We start from the raw sequence: 24,974 nt of genomic DNA, 5'->3' as shown, positions 1-24,974 counted from the left end.
TCAGGACTCCTCATGGCCTGGTTCTGGTTCACGGTCCCACGACAGACGTGGATCAAACGTCATCGCAGAAAACATTGTCATAATGACGACTAAAGCAAACATCAATGCACCCATTGCAGGATAAATGTTCATCAACCCTCCCATACGCACCAGCGCAGAGAGTACCGCAATAACAAAAACATCGATCATTGACCAACGACCGACAAATTCCACAACTTCATAAATGAAATGCATACGTTCACTGTCGCGTTTGCCGTGCCCTTTGGCATCCCAGCACAGCCAGGCAATGGCGATCATTTTTAGCGTCGGCACCAGAATACTGGCAATAAAGATGACCGCTGCCACCGGATAAGAACCTTCGCTCCAGATTAAAACAACGCCTTCAATAATGGTTGATGGCAGTTTTGACCCTAACAAATCGGTAATCATGATCGGCATAATATTGGCGGGCAGATACAGCATGATCGACGTGAACAGGAGTGCCAGCGTCCATTGCAGACTGTTTTTACGTCGCACGTAGCCCGTTGTCTGACAGCGCGGGCAGACCGGCTCGTCAGCGGGAAGAATCGCGGTACAACAGGAGCAGGAACGCAACCCCTGGTGAATACCGGGTACACCGGGTTTTAAGACCTGCTTAACCTCCGGCATTGGCGCGATATCATCCCACAGCCAGCGACGATCGACACACTGAAAGGCACGCAACTGAAGAACGCAAAACAGGCACCACGGGATAAAGCTGCTCCCCACGCCGATATCGCCATAGGCCATCAGCTTAACAAAGCTCACCAACACGCCTGCGAGGAAAATTTCTGCCATTCCCCAGCTTTTTAACTGAAACAGAATCCGCGCCAGCCACGCTTTCAGCCGCCAGGGCATCTCAACCCGGTTCACCAGCAATAAGATGGTGAACAGGCAAAAAGCAGGAACCAACTGCACGAATAATAAAAAGAAGGTGCCAAGACTGGCGTAGTCTTCTGAAAACAGAACGCCGGGGATTTCCAGCAACGTGACTTCGCTGCTCACCCCTGCGACATTCATGTTCACAAAGGGAAAAAGGTTCGATAAAAGCAGCATGAACAATGCTGCGATAACATACGCGGTGGGACGCTGTCTTGGCGCGTCCCACGCAACGGTTAATGTCGTGCCACATCTTGGACATGCCGCTTTTTGACCATGCGTCAGGCTCGGTAATGCCACCAGCATGTCACACTGCGAGCACAAAATATGCTTCGCGGCATGGTGATGTTCGCACATATGCGCTCCTTTAATTATGCGCCATTCTTCAAAGACTCAAGATACTCCCAGCGCTCAAAGGCTTGCTCAAGTTCTTGTTCCGCTTCGCTCAGATTAGCTAATACCTGCTGCGTTTGCTCATGTGGCTGACTGAAAAAAGAAGCATCAGCAACCTGGGCCTGGAACGTTTCCAGTTTAGCTTCCAGCTCTTCAAGCTGCGCAGGGAGCTGCTCCAGTTCGCGCTGGTGTTTATAGCTTAGTTTGCTGGTGCCGCGTTTTACAATTTCTGCTTTAGGGGCAGCAACTTCCTCTGTTTTTTTGGCAACAGGCTGTTTAAACGCCACATACTGTGACTGCTGCTCACGTGCGTCATGGTAACCGCCTACATAACGACCAATTTTGCCGCCGCCTTCAAAGATCCAACACTCGGTAACGGTGTTATCGACAAACTGACGATCGTGGCTGACCAGCAACACGGTTCCCTGATAACCGTCAATCAACTCTTCGAGAAGTTCCAGCGTTTCGACGTCGAGATCGTTCGTTGGTTCATCGAGAATCAAAAGATTGCTGGGCTTCAGAAAAAGACGCGCCAGTAACAGACGGTTTCGTTCCCCACCGGAGAGCGCACGCACTGGTGTCATCGCACGCTTAGGGTGGAACAGGAAGTCCTGCAGGTAGCCCAGCACGTGACGTGGTTTACCGTTGACCATCACCTCTTGCTTACCTTCCGACAGGTTATCCATGACGGTTTTATCCGGATCCAGCTCCGCGCGGTGTTGGTCAAAATAAGCCACTTCCAGCTTGGTACCGACATGGATACGACCGCTGTCAGCCTGTAACTGACCCAACATCAGCTTGATTAGCGTTGTTTTACCGCAACCGTTAGGTCCAATTAGCGCAATTTTGTCACTACGCTGTACCTGCGCCGAGAAGTCTTTCACCAGTTGTTTACCGTTAATCTGGTAATCAACATTCTCCATTTCAAAGACGATTTTACCCGAACGGCTCGCCTCTTCGACCTGCATCTTCGCGGTACCCATCACTTCACGACGCTCGCCACGCTCACGACGCATCGCCTTCAGCGCACGCACGCGGCCTTCGTTACGTGTACGGCGCGCTTTAATGCCCTGACGGATCCAAACCTCTTCCTGCGCCAGTTTGCGGTCAAACTCCGCATTCTGAAGCTCTTCTACACGCAGCGCTTCTTCTTTCTCCAGCAGGTACTGATCGTAATTACCCGGATAGGTCACCAGCTTGCCGCGATCGAGATCGACAATACGCGTTGCCATATTGCGAATAAACGAACGGTCGTGAGAAATGAAGATGATCGTTCCATTGAAGGTTTTCAGGAACCCTTCCAGCCAGTCGATGGTTTCGATATCCAGATGGTTGGTCGGTTCATCCAGCAACAATACGCGTGGATTGCTGACTAACGCCCGGCCCAGTGCGGCTTTACGCAGCCAACCGCCGGAAAGCGATGCCAGTTCCATGTCTGGCTCCAGCCCAAGCTGTTCCAGTACTTCATTGATGCGGTTTTCCAGTTGCCACAGATTGTGGTGATCCAGCTGTTCCTGAACCTTCGCCAGTTCCTGCAGGTTTTTATCACTAGGATCGGTGATCACCAGATGCGAAATATCATGGTAACGCTTGAGATACACCGCCTGCTCTGCAATCCCTTCGGCAACGAAATCGTAGACGGTACCCTGCACGTTACGCGGCGGATCCTGCTGCAGACGTGCCACAACCAGATCCTGTTCATAAATAATACGTCCGTCGTCAAGACCCTGTTCACGGTTGAGGATCTTCATCAGCGTCGATTTGCCCGCGCCGTTACGGCCAACCAGACAAACGCGCTCGTTATCTTCGATATGCAGTTCAGCATTATCAAGAAGCGGCGCATCGCTGAACGACAGCCATGCACCATGCATACTGATTAATGACATTTATTTTTCCTTTCAGGCTGCTGTAATCAGCCAGCAATTGTGGATCTGACGGTTACGGGCAAAGTCCTGAGAAAGCGTTTTTTGGGTAATTTCTTGTGCTTTCAATCCCAGTTCAGCCAGTCCGTCGAGATCCATACGGAATCCACGTTTGTTGTTAGAGAACATGATCGTGCCGTCTTTACGCAGCAGACGCTTCAGATCTTTCATTAGCGCCAGATGATCGCGCTGCACGTCAAACGAGTCTTCCATACGTTTTGAGTTAGAGAAGGTCGGTGGATCGATGAAGATCAGATCAAACTGTTCATTGGCTTCGCGCAGCCAGCCCAGGCAATCGGCCTGAATTAAACGATGCGCGCGGCCGCTCAGCCCGTTGAGTCGCAGGTTACGTTCCGCCCACTCCAGATAAGTACGAGACATATCGACCGTTGTGGTGCTGCGCGCACCGCCAAGCCCGGCGTGTACGCTGGCGCTGCCGGTATACGAGAACAGATTGAGGAAATCTTTACCCTTGCTCATCTGGCCCAGCATGCGGCGCGCTATACGGTGGTCCAGGAACAGACCGGTATCAAGATAGTCGGTCAGGTTAACCCACAGGCGCGCGTTGTACTCGCTCACCTCAATGAATTCACCCTTCTCATTCATCTTCTGATACTGGTTTTTCCCTTTCTGTCGTTCACGGGTTTTCAGCACCAGTTTATTCGGCGCAATCTCCAGTACCGACAGCGTGGCGGCAATGATGTCAAACAGACGCTGGCGAGCCTTCTGGGCATCAACCGTCTTCGGCGGCGCGTATTCCTGAACCACAACCCAGTCACCGTAGCGGTCGACCGCGACGTTGTATTCTGGCAGGTCAGCATCGTACAGGCGATAGCATTCAATGCCTTCCTGACGCGCCCATTTTTCCAGCTTTTTGATATTTTTACGCAGACGGTTGGCGTAGTCTTCCGCCACCGTGGCAGGCTTACTGTCTGCGGTGGTTTCCGCGACGTGATAGTTTTTCTGTACGCAATCCAGCGGGCCGTTTTTGGCTTTAAACTGCTTGTCAGCGCGCAATTGCAGACTGCTGAGCAAATCCGGTGAGGCGCTGAAAAGCGACAGATTCCAGCCGCCAAACTGGTTTTTCATCGTGCGGCCCAGCAGGCTGTGCAGTGCGATCAGCGCCGGTTCGCTATCCAGACGTTCACCGTACGGCGGGTTGCTGATAACGGTACCATACGGACCTTGCGGTAGCGGGTTACTCAGTTTCGCTACGTCTTTGACGTCAAATGTCACCAGATCGGCAATCCCAGCGCGGCGGGCGTTGCTGCGCGCTTTCTCAATCACTCGGGCGTCGCTATCAGAGCCATAGAAGTGCGACGTATAGTCCGCCAGCCCTTTACGCGCGCGAACCTGCGCTTCCGCTTTCACCTCTTGCCAGACCGCTTCATCATGCTGCGCCCAACCGTTAAAGCCCCAGTAGCCACGGTGCAGACCGGGTGCGCGATCGGTTGCCCACATCGCGGCTTCAATCAGCAGCGTACCGGAACCACACATCGGATCGAGCAGCGGCGTACCCGGCTGCCAGCCAGAACGCATCACGATAGCCGCAGCCAGCGTCTCTTTGATCGGCGCCTGACCGGCACGATCGCGATAGCCGCGCTGATGCAGACCATCACCGCTAAGATCGAGGGCAATGCTGGCGGTATCTTTGTTCAGCCAGACGTTAATACGCAGATCCGGGGATTCGCGATCCACATTCGGACGGGCCATATTTTTACGGGTAAAGGAATCGACAATCGCGTCCTTTACTTTTAATGCGCCGTACTGGCTGTTACGAATGGTGTCGTTTAAGCCGCTAAAATGCACGGCAAACGTCGCTCCTGGGTTAAATATCTCTGTCCAGTCGATTGCCTGAACACCGAGGTACAGATCAAGATCGCTGTAGACCTTGCACTCTCCCATCGGCAGGATAATGCGCGAGGCCAGGCGGCTCCACATCAGGCTCTGGTAAACAAGCCGCGTGTCGCCCTTAAAATGGACCCCACCCTGAACCACCTGGCACTCCGCGGCGCCGAGGTTTTCCAGTTCAGTTTTTAACAGCTCTTCCAGCCCACGGGCCGTACTGGCAAACAGAGAATTCATAATGTCACTTTTACTCCAATAAAATTGCTGCGCATTATAGCTAATCTCGCGCCCTTGTCATAAAGTTGAAGGCTTATTTTCGTTCGAGGGGCTGTACAGTGGTAACGTTAACCCGACTTTTTGTTCATCCGGTTAAATCAATGCGCGGTATTGGGCTCACGCACGCCCTGGCAGACGTTAGCGGTCTGGCCTTTGACCGCATCTTTATGGTTACCGAACCCGACGGAACGTTCATCACCGCCCGGCAGTTCCCCCAGATGGTCCGTTTTACCCCTTCCCCTTTACACGATGGGTTGCACTTAACCGCACCCGACGGCAGCAGTGCGTTGGTCCGTTTTGCCGACTTCGCCACCCAGGATGCGCCAACAGAAGTCTGGGGAAACCATTTTACTGCACGTATCGCGCCAACAGCTATCAATCAGTGGCTCAGCGGTTTTTTCTCGCGCGATGTACAGTTACGCTGGGTTGGCCCACAGTTAACCCGCCGGGTCAAACGCCACGACGGCGTACCGCTCTCGTTCGCCGATGGTTTTCCTTACCTTCTGACTAATGAAGCCTCACTGCGCGATGTGCAGCAACGCTGCCCGGCCAGTATCAGAATGGAGCAGTTTCGCCCCAACCTGGTGGTCTCAGGGGCTAGCGCCTGGGAGGAAGACACCTGGAAGGTGATTCGCATTGGCGAGGTCATCTTTGATGTGGCAAAACCCTGCAGCCGCTGTATTTTCACCACTATCAGCCCTGAAAAAGGCCTGAAACATCCGTCCGGTGAACCGCTGGCAACGCTGCAAACCTTCCGCAGCGCGGTGGATAACGGCGATGTCGATTTCGGTCAGAATCTCATTGCCCGCAACAGCGGCGTGATCCGCGTTGGCGATGAAGTTGAAATTTTGTCCACCGGGCCCGCCCGAGCTTACGGCGCGGTGGCTTCCGATGACACTATTGCACAGCAGCAGCCTGATGCCAGCGTGCTTATCGACTGGCAGGGGCACACCTTTCGTGGCAACAATCAACAGGTGTTACTGGAACAACTGGAAAACCAGGGGATCCGGGTTCCTTATTCGTGCAGGGCGGGGATCTGCGGATGCTGCCGGATTCGGCTGGTAGAGGGCGAAGTCAGTCCGCTGAAAAAATCAGCGATTGGTGATGACGGGACGATTCTTTGCTGCAGTTGTGTGCCAAAAACAGCGGTCAGGCTGGAGAGTTAAACGGCCTGCTCAAGGCTGAAACTGTCGACAGGGAGTTGCGGTTTCAGTCTGTCATTCATAATTTTAATGGCGTCGCCAAGCTGCATGGTGCGCCCGGCAATAACCACGCCCGGCTGTGCCAACAGACACAGGGCCGCATTTTCCCCCGGCTCAACCACTAACAGATTGACCTGTTCCTCGGTATCGCTTAAATACACGCAGGCAGCGTCACCTATCCTCGGTGACCAACTAACAGTGTGCGCCACAAAGTGCCAGCTTTTTGGCATTTGCGGTTTTAGATAACGAATAGCCACCAGCGCATTGAGTACCAGCTCCGCTTTTTGCTCTTTGGCTAAATCCAGATCACGGCATTTTTCTTCAAAAGAAAAATAAAGCGCGGCATCATCAACACAAAAACCGGACGGAGAGAATGCATCGGGTGTGAGCATTTTGCGCGCAAAACGCGAACGAAATAACATGCCATTGGCTAAATCGAGCATCATACGATCGTGCTCTTCATCATAATACCAGCGCCAGTTATCGTCGGGTTTAATTCGCATCAGTATCTCTCCATTCCTTAATCATCGTCGTTACGACAGTATCCTTTTGCCGCTTCGTTTATTGCCCTAATAATAAAAGCTCAGAATGTTTAAATAAGCAACAGTAAAGGAATATAAAACAACCAGGGCCAGAAATAAAGCCCTGGTTTGTGATTAAGGTAGTATTCAGATATTGGTGATGATTTCTTTAATCAACGGCGGGCCTTTAAAAATAAAGCCTGAATAAATCTGAACCAGGGAAGCCCCTGCGGCTATTTTCTCACGCGCAGCGATGACTGAGTCGATACCGCCAACCCCGATAATCGGCAGTTGCCCTTTTAATTCCCGGGACAACATACGAATAATTTCGGTGCTTTTTAATTGTAACGGTCGACCACTCAGGCCACCCATTTGATCGCAATTTTTCATTCCCTGTACCAGGGAGCGATCGAGCGTGGTGTTGGTGGCAATGACGCCATCAATATTATGGCGAACTAAACTGTCGGCTACCTGGATCAGTTCTTCTTCAGAAAGATCCGGGGCGATCTTTACCGCCACCGGAACATATTTATGGTGGATCGCCTGGAGATCGTTTTGCTTATTTTTAATTGCCGTCAGCAAATCATCCAGCGCTTCGCCGTATTGCAGCGTGCGTAACCCTGGCGTATTAGGTGAGGAAATATTAATCGCAATATAGCCAGCATAAGCATAGACTTTTTCCATACAAATCAGATAGTCATCTTTGCCATTCTCTACCGGGGTATCTTTGTTCTTACCAATATTGATCCCCAGAATGCCGTCAAAATGCGATTTCTTAACGTTCTCTACCAGGTTATCAACGCCCAGGTTATTGAAGCCCATGCGGTTGATCAAACCTTCTGCGTCAACCAGACGGAAAAGACGTGGCTTATCATTACCCGATTGAGGACGTGGCGTCACGGTGCCTATCTCAATTGAGCCGAACCCCATTGCACCGAGTGCATCAATGCACTCCCCGTCTTTATCCAGCCCGGCGGCAAGACCGAGCGGATTCTTAAACGTCAGCCCCATGCAGGTCACCGGTTTTGCCGGTACTTTCTGGCGGACAAGCGCTTCGAGCGGCGTGCCCGTAATGCGACGTAATTGCTGGAATGTCAATTCATGAGCGCGCTCTGGATCGAGCTGAAAAAGGGCTTTACGAACGAAGGGGTAGTACATGAACTCTCCTGGATTCCCGGTGTGCAAACCGGGGGCGTATTATGTGCGATCGTGAACAAAAAGGGAATTGACCTGCGGCAATAAAACGCAAACGTTTTCTTTCTTCTCCTCCTTTTATGCAGTTTTCAGCTTTTCTATCCCGCATAAATCATTTCGATAAACAAAATCTCTCTGCCAGACTGCACAAATTGTTATCAATGTTAAATAAAAACGAATATTTGGTTATAAGGAGAGAATATAAATATGCGCGTTATCACTCTGGCGGGTAGCCCACGCTTCCCCTCTCGCTCCAGCGCCCTACTGGAATATGCGCGAGAAAAACTGCATGGACAGGATGTCGAGGTCTATCACTGGAATCTGCACAATTTTGAGCCTGAGGATCTGATCTATGCGCGCTTCGACAGTCCGGCACTGAAGACGTTTATCGAACAGTTGCAGGATGCAGACGGACTGATTGTCGCCACGCCGGTCTACAAAGCGGCCTATTCCGGCGCATTGAAAACCTTGCTTGACCTGCTCCCCGAACGTGCACTGGAAGGCAAAGTCGTGTTGCCACTGGCCACCGGCGGCACTGTAGCACATTTACTGGCCGTCGATTACGCCCTGAAACCGGTACTCAGCGCACTGAAAGCCCAGGAGATCCTGCACGGCGTTTTCGCCGATGATTCGCAGGTTATTGATTATCAACATAAGCCGCAGTTTACGCCGAACCTGCAATTACGCCTGGACAATGCACTCGAGACCTTTTGGCAGGCGTTGCAGCGTCGTGATGTCCAATTTGTGCACGTGAACACGCTGCGGGGTACCGCCCATGCTTAATTTACTCAAACGCCATACGCCGTGTCTGGCGCTGACCGGACTGCTGTCTTTATCCACGCTGGTTCACGCCGCAGAGACCGCGCCAGACGCCCTGCGCATTGGCTATCAGAAAGGCAGCGTCAGCATGGTGCTGGCTGAAAGCCATCAGTTGCTGGAAAAACGCTACCCGCAAACAAAAATCTCCTGGGTAGAGTTCCCAGCCGGCCCGCAAATGCTGGAGGCGCTCAATATCGGCAGCATCGATCTGGGCAGCACTGGTGATATCCCGCCGATTTTTGCTCAGGCCGCCGGGGCCGATCTGGTCTATGTCGGCGTCGAACCGCCAAAACCGCATGCGGAAGTGATTTTGGTACCGAAAGACAGCCCCATCCACACCGTCGCAGAGCTTAAAGGGCATAAGGTCGCCTTCCAGAAAGGCTCCAGCGCGCACAATCTGCTGTTGAGGGCCCTGCAGCAGGCCGGGTTGAAGTTTACCGATATCCAGGCCACCTATCTGACGCCCGCCGATGCGCGTGCCGCTTTCCAACAGGGGAATGTGGATGCATGGGCAATTTGGGACCCTTACTACTCCGCCGCCTTGCTGCAGGGTGATTTACGCGTACTCAAAGACGGTACCGACCTCAAACAGACCGGATCGTTTTATCTCGCCGCACGCCCTTATGCCGAGAAAAATAGCGCATTTATTCCTGGCGTGCTGGACACCTTCAGCCAGGCCGATGCCTTAACGCTCAGCCAACGCCAGCAGAGCATTACCCTGTTGGCGAAAACGATGGGGCTGCCTGAGCCGGTCATAGCGTCCTATCTGGACCATCGCCCGCCAACCTCCATTACGCCCGTCAGCGCTTCTGTTGCCGCATTGCAGCAACAAACTGCCGATCTGTTTTATGACAATCGGCTGGTGCCGAAAAAAATCGACATTCGCCAGCGTATCTGGCAACCCACTCAGCAGACAGGAGCAAAATTATGAGTCTGAACATGTTCTGGTTTTTACCCACGCACGGTGACGGCCATTATCTGGGAACAGAAGAAGGTGCACGCCCAGTCGATCATGGTTATCTGCAACAAATCGCGCAAACGGCCGACCGCCTGGGATTTACCGGGGTACTGATCCCGACAGGCCGCTCCTGTGAAGATGCCTGGTTGGTTGCCGCCTCAATGATCCCGGTCACCCAGCGGTTAAAATTTCTGGTCGCGCTGCGCCCCAGCGTGACGTCCCCCACGGTGGCGGCACGCCAGGCGGCGACGCTCGACAGACTGTCCAACGGTCGGTCGCTATTTAATCTGGTAACCGGCAGCGATCCACAAGAGTTAGCAGGTGATGGTGTTTTTCTCGATCACACTGAGCGTTATGAAGCCTCCGCTGAATTTACCCAGGTATGGCGACGCTTGCTACAGGGCGACACCGTGGATTTTAACGGTAAACACGTTCACGTCCGTGGGGCAAAACTCTTTTTCCCCCCCGTGCAACAACCCCATCCGCCACTGTACTTCGGCGGGTCTTCCGACATAGCGCAGGAACTGGCCGCTGAGCAGGTTGATCTCTACCTGACCTGGGGTGAGCCGCCCGACTTGGTGAAAGAGAAGATAGAGCAAGTACGGGCAAAAGCAGCGGCGCTTGGGCGTAAGATCCGCTTTGGTATTCGCCTGCACGTGATTGTGCGCGAAACCACCGCAGAGGCATGGCAGGCAGCGGATCGCCTGATTGCCCATCTGGATGATGACACCATTGCCAAAGCCCAGGCCGCTTTCGCCAGAACCGACTCTGTGGGCCAGCACCGAATGGCAGCGCTGCACAACGGCAAGCGCGACCAACTGGAAATTAGCCCGAACTTGTGGGCGGGCGTTGGACTGGTACGTGGCGGGGCCGGGACCGCACTGGTGGGGGATGGTCCAACAGTGGCGGCACGGATTAATGAGTATGCCGCGCTGGGTATCGACAGCTTTGTGTTGTCCGGGTATCCACATCTGGAAGAGGCGTACAAGGTCGGCGAGCTACTGTTCCCGCATCTGGATGTCTCGATCCCAGAAATACCGCAGCCGCAACGCCTGCATCAACAAGGTGAAGCCGTGGCGAACGAATTTATTCCGCGTAGCGTCGCGCAACGCTAAGGAGCCCGATGATGGCAACGCCGCAAAATAAGTGGTTACTGCGCTTTGCTCCGTGGTTTTTACCGATTGGTCTGGTGGCGCTCTGGCAGCTGGCATCATCCATGGGCTGGCTGTCCACCCGCATCCTGCCCTCTCCAGAAGGTGTAGTAGAAGCTTTCTGGACGCTTTCCGTCAGCGGCGAGCTTTGGCAGCATCTGGCGATCAGCACCTGGCGGGCAGCGATCGGCTTTTCTATTGGCGGATCGATTGGCCTGACGCTGGGGCTGATAAGCGGCCTGTCACGCTGGGGGGAACGGTTGCTGGACACCTCGGTGCAGATGCTGCGTAACATACCGCATCTGGCGCTGATCCCTCTGGTCATTTTGTGGTTCGGTATTGATGAATCCGCCAAGATCTTTCTCGTTGCACTGGGTACCTTGTTCCCTATTTACATCAATACCTGGCACGGGATCCGCAATATCGATCGCGGGCTGGTGGAAATGGCTCGCAGCTATGGGTTATCCGGTATTTCACTGTTTATCCATGTGATCCTGCCCGGCGCTCTGCCCTCGATCATGGTCGGCGTACGTTTTTCCCTTGGGCTGATGTGGCTGACGCTTATCGTGGCGGAAACCATTTCAGCGAACGCTGGCATCGGCTACCTGGCAATGAATGCCCGCGAATTTCTGCAAACGGATGTGGTCGTGGTGGCCATCATTCTCTACGCCCTGCTCGGCAAGTTGGCCGACATCAGCGCGCAACTACTGGAACGTAGCTGGCTACGCTGGAACCCGGCTTACCATGCGAAGGAGGTCACCGTATGAATACCACGCGTTTAAATCAGGGAATTCCGCTACTGCTAAGCGGCGTAACAAAACGCTACGGCGCCAATACGGTGCTCAATCAGCTAGATTTGCCTGTTCCAGCGGGGCAATTTGTTGCCGTGGTGGGCCGCAGCGGTGGCGGGAAAAGTACCCTGCTGCGTCTGCTGGCCGGTCTGGAATCGCCCACCTCAGGGGAATTGTTCGCCGGCACCGCGCCGCTGGCAGATATTCAGCATGATACGCGAATGATGTTTCAGGACGCACGCCTGCTGCCGTGGAAATCAGTCATTGATAACGTAGGACTGGGCCTTAATGGCCACTGGCAAGATGCAGCCCGGGATGCGCTGACGTCTGTTGGGCTGGAAAATCGGGCGCAGGAATGGCCTGCCGCCCTTTCCGGTGGGCAAAAACAGCGCGTGGCGCTGGCACGGGCACTGATTCATCGTCCCGGATTACTGTTGCTGGATGAACCACTGGGCGCGCTGGATGCGTTAACCCGTCTGGAAATGCAAGATTTGATTGTCTCGCTGTGGCAAAAGCAGGGATTTACCGTACTGCTGGTCACCCATGATGTCAGCGAAGCGGTGGCGATGGCCGATCGCGTGTTGCTGATTGAAGATGGAAAAATTGGTCTGGATTTGACGGTAGATATTCCACGTCCACGCCGACCAGGTTCAGTGCGCCTGGCAGAACTGGAAGCAGAAGTGTTGAATCGGGTGATGCAGCGTGGCGAGGCTCAACAGTCAATCCGACTACATGGATAAACATTCAGGACATTGTAGGCCCGGTAAGCGTTTGAGCCACCGGGCATTTTGCCGGATGGCGGCTTTACCGCCTTCTCCGGCCTACAAAACGACAGGTCAACGTCTCAGGCTAACGCTTTGGTTATCTTCTCGAACAGATCGCCGGACAGATTCTCCAGACCTTTCAGTTGCTCAAGCGCCGCACGCATCTTCGCCTGGCGTTTGGCATCATAACGTTTCAAGCGGATCAGCGGCTCAATCAGACGTGAGGCCACCTGCGGGTTACGGCTGTTCAGCTCCGTCAGCATGTCGACCAGGAACTGATAACCGCTACCGTCTTCCGCATGGAACGCCGCCGGGTTGCTGCCCGCGAAAGCGCCAATCAAAGAACGAATACGGTTCGGGTTGCTCATGCTAAAGGAACGATGCTGCAACAGGCCGCGTACCGTTTCCAGCACGTTGTCCGCCGGGCTGGTGGATTGCAGGATAAACCATTTATCCATCACCAGACCGTCATGATGCCACTTGTCGTCATACGCCTGCATCAGCGCATCGCGACACGGCAACTGCGCCGCTACCGCCGCAGACAGGGCCGCCAGCGCATCAGTCATGTTATTGGCTTCACGGTACTGCTTGCTCACCAGGGTATCTGCCAGATGCGTTTCGCCGAAAGCCAGGAAACGCAGACAAGCATTACGCAGCGTGCGTTTGCCAATATCGCCATGTTCAACGCGGTATTCTGCAAGATGGTTGGCGTTATACACGGCCAGGAACTCATCTGCCAGTTCGGCAGCCAGCGTACGGGTTAACGCCTCGCGCACGTCGGTAATCGCCACTGGATCGATAATCTCAAACAGCTCGGCAATTTCATTCGCCGAAGGCAGCGTCAGGATTTCTGCCGCCAGCGCCGGATCGATTTTCTCATCCAACAAAATGGCACGGAACGCATCAGCCACGTGCACCGGCAGCGACAGCGGTTGCCCTTGCTGATGGCGAGCAACGTTCAGCTTGATATAGGTGGCCAACAGGCTTTGCGCCGCATCCCAACGAGAGAAATCGTTACGCGCGTGACGCATCAGGAAGGTTAACTGCTGATCGCTCCATTTATATTCCAGTTTTACCGGTGCAGAGAATTCGCACAGCAGCGCCGGAACCGGCTGGAAGTAGACGTTATCAAAGACAAAGGTTTGTTCCGCCTGGGTGACGTTGAGCACAGAATTCACCGGATGCCCGCCTTTTTGCAACGGGATCACTTTGCCTTCGTTGTCGTACAACTCAATGGCAAAAGGAATATGCAGTGGCAGTTTTTCTGCCTGATCCGGTGTAGCCGGCGTACGTTGGCTTATCGTCAGCGTGTACTGTTCGGTGGCCGGGTTATAGTCATCACGTACAGTCACAATCGGCGTACCGGACTGACTGTACCAACGGCGGAAATGCGAGAGATCGACGTTAGACGCATCTTCCATCGCCTGCACGAAATCATCACAGGTCGCTGCGCTGCCATCATGGCGCTCAAAATAGAGCTGCATCCCCTTCTGGAAATTCGCTTCACCCAGCAGGGTGTGGATCATCCGGATCACTTCTGCGCCCTTTTCGTACACGGTCAGGGTATAGAAGTTGTTCATCTCAATGACACTATCCGGGCGGATAGGATGCGCCATCGGGCTGGCGTCTTCGGCAAACTGCAGACCGCGCATGGTACGCACGTTGCTGATCCGATTAACGGCACGAGAGCCAAGGTCGGAGCTAAACTCCTGGTCGCGGAACACGGTTAAGCCTTCTTTCAGGCTCAACTGGAACCAGTCGCGGCAGGTCACACGGTTGCCGGTCCAGTTGTGGAAGTATTCGTGGCCGATCACGCGCTCAATATCGAGGTAATCTTTGTCGGTGGCGGTATCGGTACGCGCCAGCACGTATTTGGAGTTAAAGATGTTCAGACCTTTATTCTCCATCGCGCCCATATTAAAGAAGTCCACCGCGACAATCATGTAGATATCGAGGTCATACTCAAGGCCAAAACGCTCTTCATCCCACTTCATGGAATTTTTCAGCGAGGTCATCGCCCACGGTGCGCGATCCAGATTGCCGCGGTCGACGTACAGCTCTAACGCCACTTCTCGCCCGGAACGGGTGGTAAAGGTGTCACTCAGAACATCGAAATCACCGGCTACCAGGGCAAACAGGTAGCATGGTTTCGGGAACGGATCCTGCCACTGTACCCAGTGACGACCGTTGTCCAGCTCGCCCTGAGCAATACGGTTACCGTTAGACAGCAGGAACGGATAGCGGGTTTTATCGGCGATAATTTTAGTGGTAAACCGTGCCAGCACGTCAGGACGGTCGAGATACCAGGTAATATGGCGGAAACCTTCCGCTTCGCACTGCGTGCACAGCGCTTCGCCGGACTGATACAGGCCTTCCAGTGCGGTATTCGTCGCCGGACTGATTTCATTCACGATACGCAGCGTAAAACGTTCCGGCAGGTGGCTGATGACCAGCGCCCCCTCTTCTTCTTTATACTCTGTCCACGGTTCGCCATTCACGTGGATTGACACCAGGGTCAGATCCTCGCCATTCAGGCGCAGAGGGGCATCAGACGCACCATGACGGACAGCCTGGCTCACGGCAGTGACCACGGTTTTTTCAGCATCCAGGTCAAAGGTCAAATCAATATCAGTAATCTGGTAATCCGGCGCACGGTAGTCGTGGCGGTATTTGGCTTGTGGCTGTTGTGTCATAAAAAACCTTTAGCATCTATGGTAGAGTCTCGGGTTCAGTCTATTCCTGTTGCGTAAATCGCGCTACGCAGAATGTTCATCTTTTCAGGCACAAACACCCTTTTTGCTACATTTGTATAACACGAGGCACGAATTGCCCTCGACCAGAAAGTCAGCTTATGGTGTGATCGGGGTTCAATAAATCGCTAAACAGGGTATACTCCAGCGGTTTTCTTAGTTGTTTATTGTACTAAACGCTCCCGTGAGAGGATGCTACTGCGCACCTATGACACAATTCGCTTCTCCTGTTCTGCACTCGCTGCTGGATACAGATGCTTATAAGTTGCATATGCAGCAAGCCGTTTTTCACCACTACTATGATGTACAAGTAGCGGCTGAATTTCGTTGCCGTGGCGATGACCTGCTCGGTATTTATGCCGATTCTATTCGCGAGCAGGTGAATGCTATGCAGCACCTGCAACTGCAGGAGGACGAGTACCAGTGGCTCTCCGGCCTGCCTTTCTTTAAAGCTGATTACCTCAGCTGGCTTCGCGATTTCCGCTATAACCCGCAGCAGGTATGCATCACCAACGATAACGGTAAGCTGAATATTCGTTTAACCGGCCCGTGGCGTGAAGTCATCATGTGGGAAGTCCCGCTGCTGGCAGTGATTAGCGAGCTGGTGCACCGCTACCGTTCGCCAGAAGTCGGTGTGCCGCAGGCGCTGGATGAACTGGAAGGCAAACTAGTCGAATTCTCTGCTTTAACGAAAGATGTCGATATGTCCCGCTTCCATCTGATGGATTTTGGCACGCGTCGTCGTTTTTCGCGTGACGTGCAGCAGGCGATTGTTAAACGTCTCCAGCAAGAGCCATGGTTTGTGGGCACCAGTAACTACGATCTCGCCCGCCGCCTGTCATTAACTCCAATGGGGACTCAGGCACACGAATGGTTCCAGGCTCATCAACAAATTAGCCCTGAACTTGCCACCAGTCAGCGCGTCGCACTTGCCGCCTGGTTGCACGAGTACCCTAATCAACTCGGCATTGCGCTGACCGATTGCATCACCATGGACGCCTTTTTACGCGATTTCGGCGTTGAGTTTGCGACCCGCTATCAGGGTCTGCGCCATGACTCTGGCGATCCGCTGGAATGGGGTGAAAAAGCCATCGCGCATTACGAGAAATTGGGTATCGATCCACTGAGCAAAACGCTGGTGTTCTCCGATAATCTCGATTTGAAGAAAGCAATCGAACTGTATTGCCACTTCTCTTCTCGCGTGCAGCTGAGTTTTGGGATTGGCACGCGCTTAACCTGCAATATTCCTCAGGTCAAGCCGCTGAATATCGTTATCAAGCTGGTCGAATGCAACGGCAAACCGGTGGCGAAGTTGTCCGACAGCCCGGGTAAAACCATTTGCCATGATAAAGCGTTTGTCCGCGCGCTGCGCAAAGCCTTCGATCTTCCGCATATCAAAAAAGCCAGTTAATCTCTCAAGGGAGTCGTTTCGACTCCCTTTTCGCGTTTATTTCCGAAATCTTTCACTCCAGCTACGAATTCTGCTTGTCTGATTGCAGATGCCAGGTAACATAGGTATCCCCCCCATTTACGGGTGGACATGTGTTTATATATCCGACTATTAACAGAGAGACTATTATGAGCGTAGTGCCTGTAGCCGACGTACTCCAGGGCCGCGTAGCCGTTGACAGCGAAGTCACCGTGCGCGGATGGGTGCGTACCCGCCGAGATTCAAAAGCTGGCATCTCCTTCCTCGCCGTTTATGACGGTTCCTGCTTTGATCCTGTACAGGCCGTCATCAATAATTCTCTGCCCAATTACAATCAAGACGTATTACGTCTGACGACGGGCTGCTCGGTTATCGTAACGGGTAAAGTCGTTGCGTCTCCAGGACAGGGACAGAGCTTTGAAATCCAGGCAACCGAAGTTGAAGTGACCGGCTGGGTTGACGATCCTGATACCTACCCAATGGCCGCTAAACGTCACAGCATTGAGTACCTGCGTGAAGTGGCGCATATGCGTCCGCGCACCAACATGATTGGTGCAGTCGCGCGCGTTCGTCATACGCTGGCGCAAGCGCTGCATCGATTCTTCCACGAGCAGGGTTTCTTCTGGGTATCCACTCCGCTGATCACCGCCTCCGATACCGAAGGCGCCGGTGAAATGTTCCGCGTTTCAACGCTGGATCTGGAAAACCTGCCGCGTAACGATCAGGGTAAAGTCGATTTCGATAAAGACTTCTTTGGTAAAGAAGCGTTCCTGACCGTTTCAGGTCAGCTGAACGGCGAAACCTACGCCTGTGCCCTGTCCAAAATCTATACCTTTGGACCGACCTTCCGTGCAGAAAACTCCAATACCAGCCGCCACCTGGCTGAGTTCTGGATGCTGGAGCCGGAAGTTGCGTTTGCCGATCTGAACGATGTTGCGGGTCTGGCTGAAGCCATGCTGAAGTACGCGTTCAAAGCCGTACTGAATGAGCGTGCAGATGACATGAAATTCTTCGCTGAACGTGTCGACAAAGACGCGATTTCACGCCTGGAGCGTTTCATTGAGGCTGACTTCGCGCAGGTGGATTACACCGACGCGGTAAGCATTCTGGAAAACTGCGGTAAAAAGTTCGAGAACCCGGTTTACTGGGGCGTGGACCTGTCTTCCGAGCATGAACGTTACCTCGCGGAAGAGCACTTTAAAGCGCCGGTGGTGGTTAAAAACTACCCGAAAGACATTAAAGCGTTTTATATGCGCCTTAACGAAGACGGTAAAACCGTCGCGGCAATGGACGTACTTGCTCCAGGAATCGGTGAGATCATCGGTGGTTCCCAGCGTGAAGAACGTCTGGACGTGCTGGATGCGCGTATGCTGGAGATGGGGCTGAACAAAGAAGATTACTGGTGGTATCGCGATCTGCGCCGCTACGGCACCGTTCCGCATTCTGGTTTCGGTCTGGGCTTTGAACGTCTGATAGCCTACGTTACTGGCGTACAAAACGTGCGTGATGTTATTCCGTTCCCGCGTACACCGCGTAACGCCAGCTTCTGATCCTGAATGATTCTGCCAAAGGCCAGCATTGCTGGCCTTTTTTATATCCATCACCCATACACCGTTTTTCACTTTAGACAGACTCGCCATTCTCCCTGAATACAACCTCTTACTCCATTTGTCCTGTTACGTAATGTTTCTCTGCAATACATATGCACAAAAAATAATCAGCCTTTTTATTGTGGATTAGCATTTTCTGATTAAATAGACCATTTTTTAACCACTTGCATGGCATTCTGGATGGCTAAAAATAGTCAACTGTAAAAATCGAACTTTACATTATTCGCACAGAAAAACGCCGTTATGATAATTAAATATAAGAAAATCATATAAATAGAAATGAAAGTGCTGTTTTTTAGCGCGGAGACAACTGAAGTTTGAAGTTGTTCACAAAGTTGCATAAAAATAACATTTAGTTACACATTTTTTCTTTTTGAAACCAAATCTTTATCTTTGTAGCACTTTGACGGTAGCGAAACGGTTGTTTGAATGGAAAGATGCCTGTCAGACACATAAAGACACCAAACTCTCATCAATAGTTCCGTAAATTTTGATTGACGGAATTTATTGGCGGCAGTGGCAGGTGTCATATAAAAACCGATGAGGGTAATAAATAATGATGAAGCGCAATATTCTGGCAGTGGTTATCCCTGCTCTGCTGGTAGCCGGGGCAGCTAACGCTGCAGAAGTTTATAACAAAGATGGCAACAAGCTGGATCTGTACGGTAAAACCGTTGGTCTGCACTATTTTTCTGACAATGCTGATAACGATGGCGATCAGACTTATGCCCGTCTTGGTTTCAAAGGGGAAACTCAGATTAACGATCAACTGACCGGTTACGGTCAGTGGGAATACAACTTTGCCGGCAACAATTCTGAAGGCGGTAGTGACGCTCAGAACGGCAACAAAACCCGTCTGTCATTTGCCGGTCTGAAATACGGCGACGCAGGTTCTTTCGATTACGGTCGTAACTACGGTATCGTTTACGATGCACTGGGCTACACCGATATGCTGCCAGAGTTTGGTGGTGATACTGCATACAGCGACAACTTCTTCGTGGGTCGTGTGGGTGGCGTTGCAACTTACCGTAACTCCAACTTCTTCGGTCTGGTTGACGGCCTGAATTTTGGCATTCAGTACCTGGGCAAAAATGAACGTGCTGGCAACATCGGCCGCTCTAACGGCGACGGTGTGGGCGGTTCTGTAAGCTATGAAATGGATGGCTTCGGTATCGTCGGTGCTTACGGCGCAGCTGACCGCACCAACGCACAGGAAAACTCTGCCTACGCTAACGGCGGCAAAAAAGCTGAGCAGTGGGCGACCGGTCTGAAATACGACGCTAACAACATCTACCTGGCAGCAAACTACGGCGAAACCCGTAACGCTACTCGCCTCACGACCAACCTGAATGGTACCGAGACCACAGGCTTCGCCAACAAAACTCAAGATTTCTTTGTTGTCGCTCAGTACCAGTTCGATTTCGGCCTGCGTCCGTCCATCTCCTACAACAAATCTAAAGCGAAAGACGTAGAAGGTATCGGCAACGAAGATCTGGTGGACTACATCGAAGTAGGCGCAACCTACTACTTCAACAAAAACATGTCCACCTATGTTGACTACCAGATCAACCAGATCGATTCTGACAACAAACTGGGCGTGAACTCTGACGACACCGTGGCACTCGGTATCGTTTACCAGTTCTAATAGCAGACCTCTTTGCTAAATGCCTAAAAAACAGGACTTCGGTCCTGTTTTTTTATGTCCATCAGCGGATTCTTGCGTCTTCAAAAAACACTCTATCTTTTCGTCACTAACGGTTGGCATTTTGTAAATCTACCGTTAACCTGATAGCGGACTTCCCTTCTGTAACCACAATGGAACCTCGTCATGTTTGAGAACATTACCGCCGCTCCCGCCGACCCAATTTTGGGCCTGGCTGATTTGTTTCGTGCCGATGACCGCCCAGGGAAAATCAACCTCGGGATCGGTGTATATAAAGATGAGACAGGCAAAACGCCGGTGCTGACCAGCGTGAAAAAAGCCGAGCAATATATACTGGAAAATGAAACCACCAAAAACTACCTTGGCATTGACGGTATTCCGGAGTTTGGTCGCTGCACTCAGGAATTACTGTTTGGTAAAGGTCACGCACTGATTAACGACAAACGCGCACGTACCGCGCAAACCCCTGGTGGTACCGGTGCATTGCGTGTGGCGGCAGATTTCCTGGCAAAAAACACCTCAACGCAGCGCGTATGGGTAAGTAACCCAAGCTGGCCGAACCATAAAAGCGTCTTTAACTCCGCCGGTCTGGAAGTTCGTGAGTACAATTATTACGACGCGGCCAGCCATTCATTAGACTTTGATGCGCTACTGGCAAGCCTCAGTGAAGCACAGGCAGGTGACGTGGTACTGTTCCACGGTTGCTGCCATAACCCTACCGGTATTGACCCTACGCTGGAGCAGTGGCAAACGCTGGCACAGCTGTCGGTAGAAAAAGGCTGGTTACCACTGTTCGACTTCGCTTATCAGGGCTTTGCTCGTGGTCTGGAAGAAGATGCCGAAGGCCTGCGTGCATTCGCCGCGCTGCACAAAGAGCTTATTGTCGCCAGCTCTTACTCCAAGAACTTTGGCCTGTACAATGAGCGCGTGGGTGCCTGTACGCTGATTGCTGCCGATGCCGACACCGTTGACCGTGCGTTCAGCCAGATGAAGTCCGTCATTCGTGCCAACTATTCCAACCCACCGGCCCACGGTGCATCGGTTGTCGCCACCATTCTGAGCAATGATGCCCTGCGTGCAATCTGGGAGCAGGAACTGACCGACATGCGTCAGCGCATTCAGCGTATGCGTCTGCTGTTTGTGAATACATTGCAGGAGAAAGGGGCAAACCGTGACTTCAGCTTTATCATCAAACAGAACGGCATGTTCTCCTTCAGCGGTCTGACGAAAGAACAGGTTCTGCGTCTGCGTGAGGAGTTTGGCGTTTACGCTGTCGCTTCCGGGCGCGTGAACGTCGCGGGTATGACGCCTGACAACATGGCGCCGCTGTGCGAAGCGATTGTCGCCGTGCTGTAAGCTCACCTGAAAAGAGAAAGCCCGCATATTCGTGCGGGCTTTTTTTTGCCGGATAGCGGCTAGCGCCTTATCCGGCGGACGGACTGGATTTACCAGACCGGCATTTCATCCTGCAGGAACGGATTGTGCTGGCGTTCATTCCCCAGCGTTGAAAGCGGACCGTGACCAGGAATAAACGTCACGTCATCGCCCAAGGGTAATAACTTGCGTTTAATCGAGTCGATCAGCTGGCTGTGATCCCCGCGCGGGAAGTCGCTGCGTCCGACTCCACCTTTGAAAATCACATCGCCTGAAATCAGCAGCTTTGACTGTTCATCAAAGAAGACCACGTGCCCCGGCGTGTGGCCCGGACAATGCAACACCTGTAACGTCACGTTGCCAACGCTGATGCGATCGCCTTCGTTTAGCCAGCGATCGGGCGTTAACGGCTCGCAGTCACCCAAGCCAAACATGCGGCTCTGCGAAGGCAGTCCCTGTAGCCAGAACTCATCTTCTTTTTCCGGACCGATAACCGGTACACCATAATGTTGCGCCAGTTCAGACGCCGCGCCCACGTGGTCAAGATGACCATGTGTGAGCAGGATCTGCATAAGCGTCAGACCGCTGGCATCCACTTCCTGTTTGATTTTCTCGGCATCGCCGCCGGGATCGACCAACGCGGCAAGACGCGTTTGTTCACACCAGATCAGCGAGCAGTTCTGAGCGAATGCAGTGACCGGAATAATACGATAGTTCATACAGCTCCTGTTTCATTAAGCGACGGCTCACCAGTGCCGTGCAGGCCCGGTGTCAATATGCACAAAGTTACTGCGTGGGTAGTATCCTACACCACCTGCGCGCATAGATAACGCAGCTTTGCGAATATTACTTAATGCAACGCCTTCAATGTGGAAATCCATGGCCTGCCCTTTGGTGTGGTAACTTTTCTTTGCCACACCACGGCTGCGCGCGCGTAATTCGTTGTTGGTATCGACAGAACGATAGCCGGAGATCAGCTGTACGGGTTTACGCGTGCCGAGGAGGCCTTGCAGACGGAAGAGTTGATCGAACAATCCCGGATCGATGGACTTGACTTTATTCGCGCGAAAATCACGGAAAAAGTGGTTAAGTTTTGCTAATTCGTCCTGAATATAGCCCCTGCCATCAAAAAACTCAGCTTTAATTGACTCACCGGTATGCAGGTTATTCAGAGTCAATATACGCGGACGTGGGGTGGAGAGTGTAGCAAACGCAGGCGTGGGCAGGATGGCGGCGCCGAGGGCAACGCCACCAAGCGCCAGCAGTTTGCGGCGATTAGCGTCAAATTTGTCCATGGTATTAAGGTCTACAAGGTCAATGTTATCGTATGTATGCTCTAGCGCACGCGGGAAACCTTACCGGGCTAACTAGTCTGCGTCAAGGCTCCCAACCCCAGGAAATACGGGGCCTGTAGCCATTTCACCCCGTTTCCAACATAACTTACGACAATCATTTTCCTCGAACTGCTTCATTTATCTGATTAATTGTTCCACTTTTGACACAATTTGTGCACTGGATCGCGCAGTAAGATCGTAATTGTAAATATCTGTACGATATTGCGTACGCCCATCGGGTCCAACAAATGCGGTCAGATAGTAAAGATTAACCGGAATATTTTGGCGAATATTCACGTAGCGCGTATCCCCTTGTTTCAGGGCATCCGAGATCCGCGAATCATTCCAGCCCGCATCCTGTAGCAGCATATTCGCCAGTTCCGAGGCCTTATTCACGCGCACACAACCGGAGCTAAGCGCCCGCGTATCTTTCTGGAATAAATTATGATTCGGCGTATCGTGCAGATAAATAGCGTCTGAACTCGGCATATTGAATTTATAACGTCCCAACGAGTTGCGCGCACCCGGCGCTTGCTGGAAGCGGAACGGCAGATTTGACGGCGTAATCGTCGCCCAGTCCACCTGCCACGGATCGATAGTTTCTTTGCTGTTCCAGCCACGCATCACGGTATACCCGTGACGTTCGAGATAGCCTGGATCGTTCCATACCTTAGGCAGAATGTCTTTGCGCGCCAGCGTCGGCGGAACATTCCACGGTGGGTTAACGACGACGTTATTCAGCGCGCTGCTCATCATCGGCGTTTTACGGTCAGGACGTCCCACAATAACCCGTGAATCCAGCACCTGATTACCGTTTTGATAATAGACCAGCGAGTAAGCCGGAATATTAACCATAATCCCGGTAGACATCTCACCCGGCAGCAGGCGTAAACGCTGGATATTCAGTGCCAGCACACCCGCGCGCTGCGCGGGCGTCACGTTCAGCCAGTCACGCGTTGCCGGACCAATTGCACCATCTGCCCCCAATCCCTGCCACGTCTGAAAACGCTTTACCGCCGCAACCAGTTCACTGTCGTAAGCACTACGCCCTTCTCGGGCAGATGTACTGACTGTCGCATCCAGCATGCCGGTACGCTGCAAAATTTCGCGCAGGGCCGGAATATCATTACTCCATTCACCTGGGCGCAGCGTGGCTGTGCTGGTTAACTGTGGCCACGGACGTGAATCGCCCACCAGCTTCAGCAGCGATTCATGCATCGCCGCGTACTGCGGGTGCTGCGGCGTCAGACTGGCTATAAAGGGGGTTAACTGGCCGTTATCCAATGCCACCTGCCATTGATTAATCACTGAAATGGGCGGCGTAGTCAGCGCGTAAGGCTTGTCGCTGTAGAGCCAGCGATTACCTTTGACCGGGATATTGGCAATAAAGTGAAGGTAGCCCATCATCGCGTCAGAAAGAACGGCATCCCGCGCCAGGCCCGTTACGCCTGGGTCGGTCAATAAAGCCACCCAATTAGTGAACTGCGGCTGAAAACCGGCAATCGCCACCTCGGCGAGCTGTTGCTGAAAGGCTTTGACCGCATCGCGATTTTCCCACATCGGTTTCATATCGCGGGCGGCGTACAGCAACTCCAGTTGGCTCATGTAAACCGGCGTATAACCTACTGGAAGTTGAGAACGTAATTCTGCGCGGGCATTATCCACAGACGCGCCATCCGGCAGCGCCTGAATACCCGCCATCACGGCTGTGGCGAAAGATTGTCCCTGCGGCTGCGATAACGCGGTTGGCTGCTCGCTGACGGTCGCTGAGCTGTCGCCAGGGATCATTTCAGGCTCATCGGCCTGCGCATTGAACAGCGGAGCGAATGTTACGGCCAGGCACAAACTGATTGCCGACAGCCGACGACCACACATTTTATTAAGCAACATCCCTTGCCCCCTGTTTTCTTTATCATACTTAAATAGCCAGGCCGTCTGTATTCTCCCGATTATCTCGGGGCGGGCCTGTAAAACGCCAATACGCTCTGAAGTATGACGAGCAAGCCCGGTGACGCGTCGGGCTTATCTTCAGTATATAAACATCAAATCGTTTTTGCCTAACCTAATGTAAAGAAATA

19 protein-coding genes are annotated in these 24,974 nt (G+C 52.8%); 10 read left to right on the top strand and 9 right to left on the bottom strand.

The features are described from left to right. The 3 genes from pqiA to rlmKL are packed head-to-tail and all read right to left on the bottom strand — an operon-like array spanning position 1 to position 5,297. Positions 1 to 1,254, bottom strand: a complete 1,254-nt coding sequence (pqiA, locus tag FDW88_RS08640) for a membrane integrity-associated transporter subunit PqiA (protein WP_096757646.1) — start codon at positions 1,252 to 1,254, stop codon at positions 1 to 3. Between the two features lie 14 nt (positions 1,255 to 1,268). Further along, entirely contained in the window at positions 1,269 to 3,176 is a 1,908-nt protein-coding gene (locus FDW88_RS08635) for an ABC transporter ATP-binding protein (RefSeq protein WP_137362387.1), read from the bottom strand. A 12-nt stretch (positions 3,177 to 3,188) separates the two neighbouring features. Then, a complete protein-coding gene (rlmKL, locus tag FDW88_RS08630) occupies positions 3,189 to 5,297 on the bottom strand; it encodes a bifunctional 23S rRNA (guanine(2069)-N(7))-methyltransferase RlmK/23S rRNA (guanine(2445)-N(2))-methyltransferase RlmL (protein ID WP_117341731.1) in 2,109 nt (702 codons plus the stop codon). A 98-nt stretch (positions 5,298 to 5,395) separates the two neighbouring features. Here rlmKL and FDW88_RS08625 point away from each other — a divergent pair, with 98 nt between their 5' ends. Continuing rightward, positions 5,396 to 6,502 carry a YcbX family protein gene (locus tag FDW88_RS08625; protein WP_137362386.1) on the top strand — a complete coding sequence of 369 codons (1,107 nt, stop codon included), beginning with the start codon at positions 5,396 to 5,398 and terminating at the stop codon, positions 6,500 to 6,502. Here FDW88_RS08625 and zapC read toward each other — a convergent pair. Together zapC and pyrD are read right to left on the bottom strand one after the other, a co-directional pair. After that, a complete protein-coding gene (gene zapC / locus FDW88_RS08620; protein ID WP_117341729.1) occupies positions 6,499 to 7,041 on the bottom strand; it encodes a cell division protein ZapC in 543 nt (180 codons plus the stop codon). The two genes, FDW88_RS08625 and zapC, sit on opposite strands and share 4 nt — an antisense overlap. 165 nt (positions 7,042 to 7,206) lie before the next feature. Further along, on the bottom strand, positions 7,207 to 8,217 hold the full coding sequence (gene pyrD, locus FDW88_RS08615; protein ID WP_096757651.1) for a quinone-dependent dihydroorotate dehydrogenase: 1,011 nt from the start codon (positions 8,215 to 8,217) through the stop codon (positions 7,207 to 7,209). Positions 8,218 to 8,460: 243 nt separating this feature from the next. On the opposite strand from pyrD, the gene ssuE reads away from it, so the two are divergent. The 5 genes from ssuE to ssuB are packed head-to-tail and all read left to right on the top strand — an operon-like array spanning position 8,461 to position 12,712. Further along, a complete protein-coding gene (gene ssuE, locus FDW88_RS08605) occupies positions 8,461 to 9,036 on the top strand; it encodes an NADPH-dependent FMN reductase (protein ID WP_115258925.1) in 576 nt (191 codons plus the stop codon). Continuing rightward, positions 9,029 to 10,003, top strand: coding sequence for a sulfonate ABC transporter substrate-binding protein (locus FDW88_RS08600; RefSeq protein WP_137362385.1), 975 nt, complete (start codon positions 9,029 to 9,031; stop codon positions 10,001 to 10,003). Before ssuE ends, FDW88_RS08600 begins: the two co-directional genes overlap by 8 nt. After that, a complete protein-coding gene (gene ssuD, locus FDW88_RS08595) occupies positions 10,000 to 11,145 on the top strand; it encodes an FMNH2-dependent alkanesulfonate monooxygenase (protein WP_137362384.1) in 1,146 nt (381 codons plus the stop codon). The genes FDW88_RS08600 and ssuD overlap by 4 nt, the downstream gene beginning before the upstream one ends. An 11-nt stretch (positions 11,146 to 11,156) precedes the next feature. After that, positions 11,157 to 11,948, top strand: a complete 792-nt coding sequence (gene ssuC, locus FDW88_RS08590; protein ID WP_137362383.1) for an aliphatic sulfonate ABC transporter permease SsuC — start codon at positions 11,157 to 11,159, stop codon at positions 11,946 to 11,948. Beyond that, a complete protein-coding gene (gene ssuB / locus FDW88_RS08585) occupies positions 11,945 to 12,712 on the top strand; it encodes an aliphatic sulfonates ABC transporter ATP-binding protein (protein WP_137362382.1) in 768 nt (255 codons plus the stop codon). The genes ssuC and ssuB overlap by 4 nt, the downstream gene beginning before the upstream one ends. Positions 12,713 to 12,816: 104 nt before the next feature. On the opposite strand, the gene pepN is transcribed toward ssuB, so the two are convergent. Continuing rightward, positions 12,817 to 15,429 (bottom strand): aminopeptidase N, encoded by a 2,613-nt coding sequence (gene pepN, locus FDW88_RS08580; RefSeq protein WP_137362381.1) that lies wholly within the window; start codon positions 15,427 to 15,429, stop codon positions 12,817 to 12,819. A gap of 265 nt (positions 15,430 to 15,694) precedes the next feature. Between pepN and pncB the strand changes: the two genes are divergently transcribed. From pncB to aspC, 4 genes are all read left to right on the top strand, one after another. Continuing rightward, a complete protein-coding gene (gene pncB, locus FDW88_RS08575; RefSeq protein WP_115258931.1) occupies positions 15,695 to 16,897 on the top strand; it encodes a nicotinate phosphoribosyltransferase in 1,203 nt (400 codons plus the stop codon). A gap of 167 nt (positions 16,898 to 17,064) precedes the next feature. Further along, positions 17,065 to 18,465 (top strand): asparagine--tRNA ligase, encoded by a 1,401-nt coding sequence (gene asnS, locus FDW88_RS08570; protein WP_117341721.1) that lies wholly within the window; start codon positions 17,065 to 17,067, stop codon positions 18,463 to 18,465. A 616-nt stretch (positions 18,466 to 19,081) separates the two neighbouring features. Further along, on the top strand, positions 19,082 to 20,170 hold the full coding sequence (gene ompF / locus FDW88_RS08565) for a porin OmpF (protein WP_135912319.1): 1,089 nt from the start codon (positions 19,082 to 19,084) through the stop codon (positions 20,168 to 20,170). A gap of 183 nt (positions 20,171 to 20,353) precedes the next feature. Beyond that, on the top strand, positions 20,354 to 21,544 hold the full coding sequence (gene aspC, locus FDW88_RS08560) for an aspartate transaminase (RefSeq protein ID WP_135912320.1): 1,191 nt from the start codon (positions 20,354 to 20,356) through the stop codon (positions 21,542 to 21,544). A gap of 89 nt (positions 21,545 to 21,633) precedes the next feature. Here aspC and FDW88_RS08555 read toward each other — a convergent pair whose 3' ends face one another. The 3 genes from FDW88_RS08555 to ldtD all read right to left on the bottom strand — a co-directional run bounded on the left by FDW88_RS08555 (position 21,634) and on the right by ldtD (position 24,786). After that, positions 21,634 to 22,281: an MBL fold metallo-hydrolase gene (locus FDW88_RS08555; protein ID WP_096757663.1), complete on the bottom strand. Its 648-nt coding sequence runs from the start codon at positions 22,279 to 22,281 to the stop codon at positions 21,634 to 21,636. A 27-nt stretch (positions 22,282 to 22,308) separates the two neighbouring features. Further along, entirely contained in the window at positions 22,309 to 22,857 is a 549-nt protein-coding gene (locus FDW88_RS08550; protein WP_096757664.1) for a YcbK family protein, read from the bottom strand. Positions 22,858 to 23,034: 177 nt separating this feature from the next. Beyond that, positions 23,035 to 24,786 (bottom strand): L,D-transpeptidase, encoded by a 1,752-nt coding sequence (gene ldtD, locus FDW88_RS08545; RefSeq protein WP_137362380.1) that lies wholly within the window; start codon positions 24,784 to 24,786, stop codon positions 23,035 to 23,037. Between the last annotated feature and the right edge of the window lie 188 nt (positions 24,787 to 24,974).

Origin of the sequence: Citrobacter sp. wls829, from assembly GCF_005280825.1 — a bacterium.
GTDB lineage: Bacteria > Pseudomonadota > Gammaproteobacteria > Enterobacterales > Enterobacteriaceae > Citrobacter > Citrobacter gillenii.
The sequence above is the reverse complement of the archived record's forward strand: the minus strand, read 5'-3'. Positions and strand labels throughout refer to the sequence as shown.